Source organism: Mesorhizobium sp. LNHC229A00 (assembly GCF_000502415.1).
In the GTDB taxonomy this organism is placed as follows: Bacteria; Pseudomonadota; Alphaproteobacteria; order Rhizobiales; family Rhizobiaceae; genus Mesorhizobium.
Genome location: NZ_AYWQ01000194.1, coordinates 1 through 414 on the forward strand (window position 1 = coordinate 1; position 414 = coordinate 414).

Annotated in this window: 1 pseudogene; it reads right to left on the bottom strand. The window is 54.6% G+C overall.

Annotated elements, in window-relative coordinates:
- Window positions 1–237: 237 nt before the first annotated feature.
- A pseudogene (gene cpsB / locus X742_RS1000000173685) lies at window positions 238–414 on the bottom strand (mannose-1-phosphate guanylyltransferase/mannose-6-phosphate isomerase); the annotation flags it as partial.

Below are 414 nucleotides of genomic sequence, written 5' to 3' on the forward strand. Positions count from 1 at the left end.
GCAAGAAGAACCCGTTGCGCACGGCCCAGCGCAACGGCTATCGCGAGCGTCCGCCTAAGAAAGATCGGACGACTTCGTTACCGCGGACGGCGCGCTGTCAAGCGCTCATCGATATTTTCGACCACGATGGAGTGGGTGATTTGAATGCGGGGCGGAACTATGACAGGCTCAAATGTCATGCCAAGAACCCACGACAGAGATCCTCGAGCGACGGCTCGCAGATTTTTGTGCTGATATCTACGTTCGACCATATTCGTCGTCGAAGCGAACGATATCATCCTCGGCGAGATAATCGCCGCTCTGCACTTCAATGATAACCAGGTCAATTCTGCCTGGGTTCTCGAGCCGATGCTTATGGCCGCAGGGGATGTAAGTAGATTCGTTTGTCCCCAGGAACAACTCCTGCTCGCCATT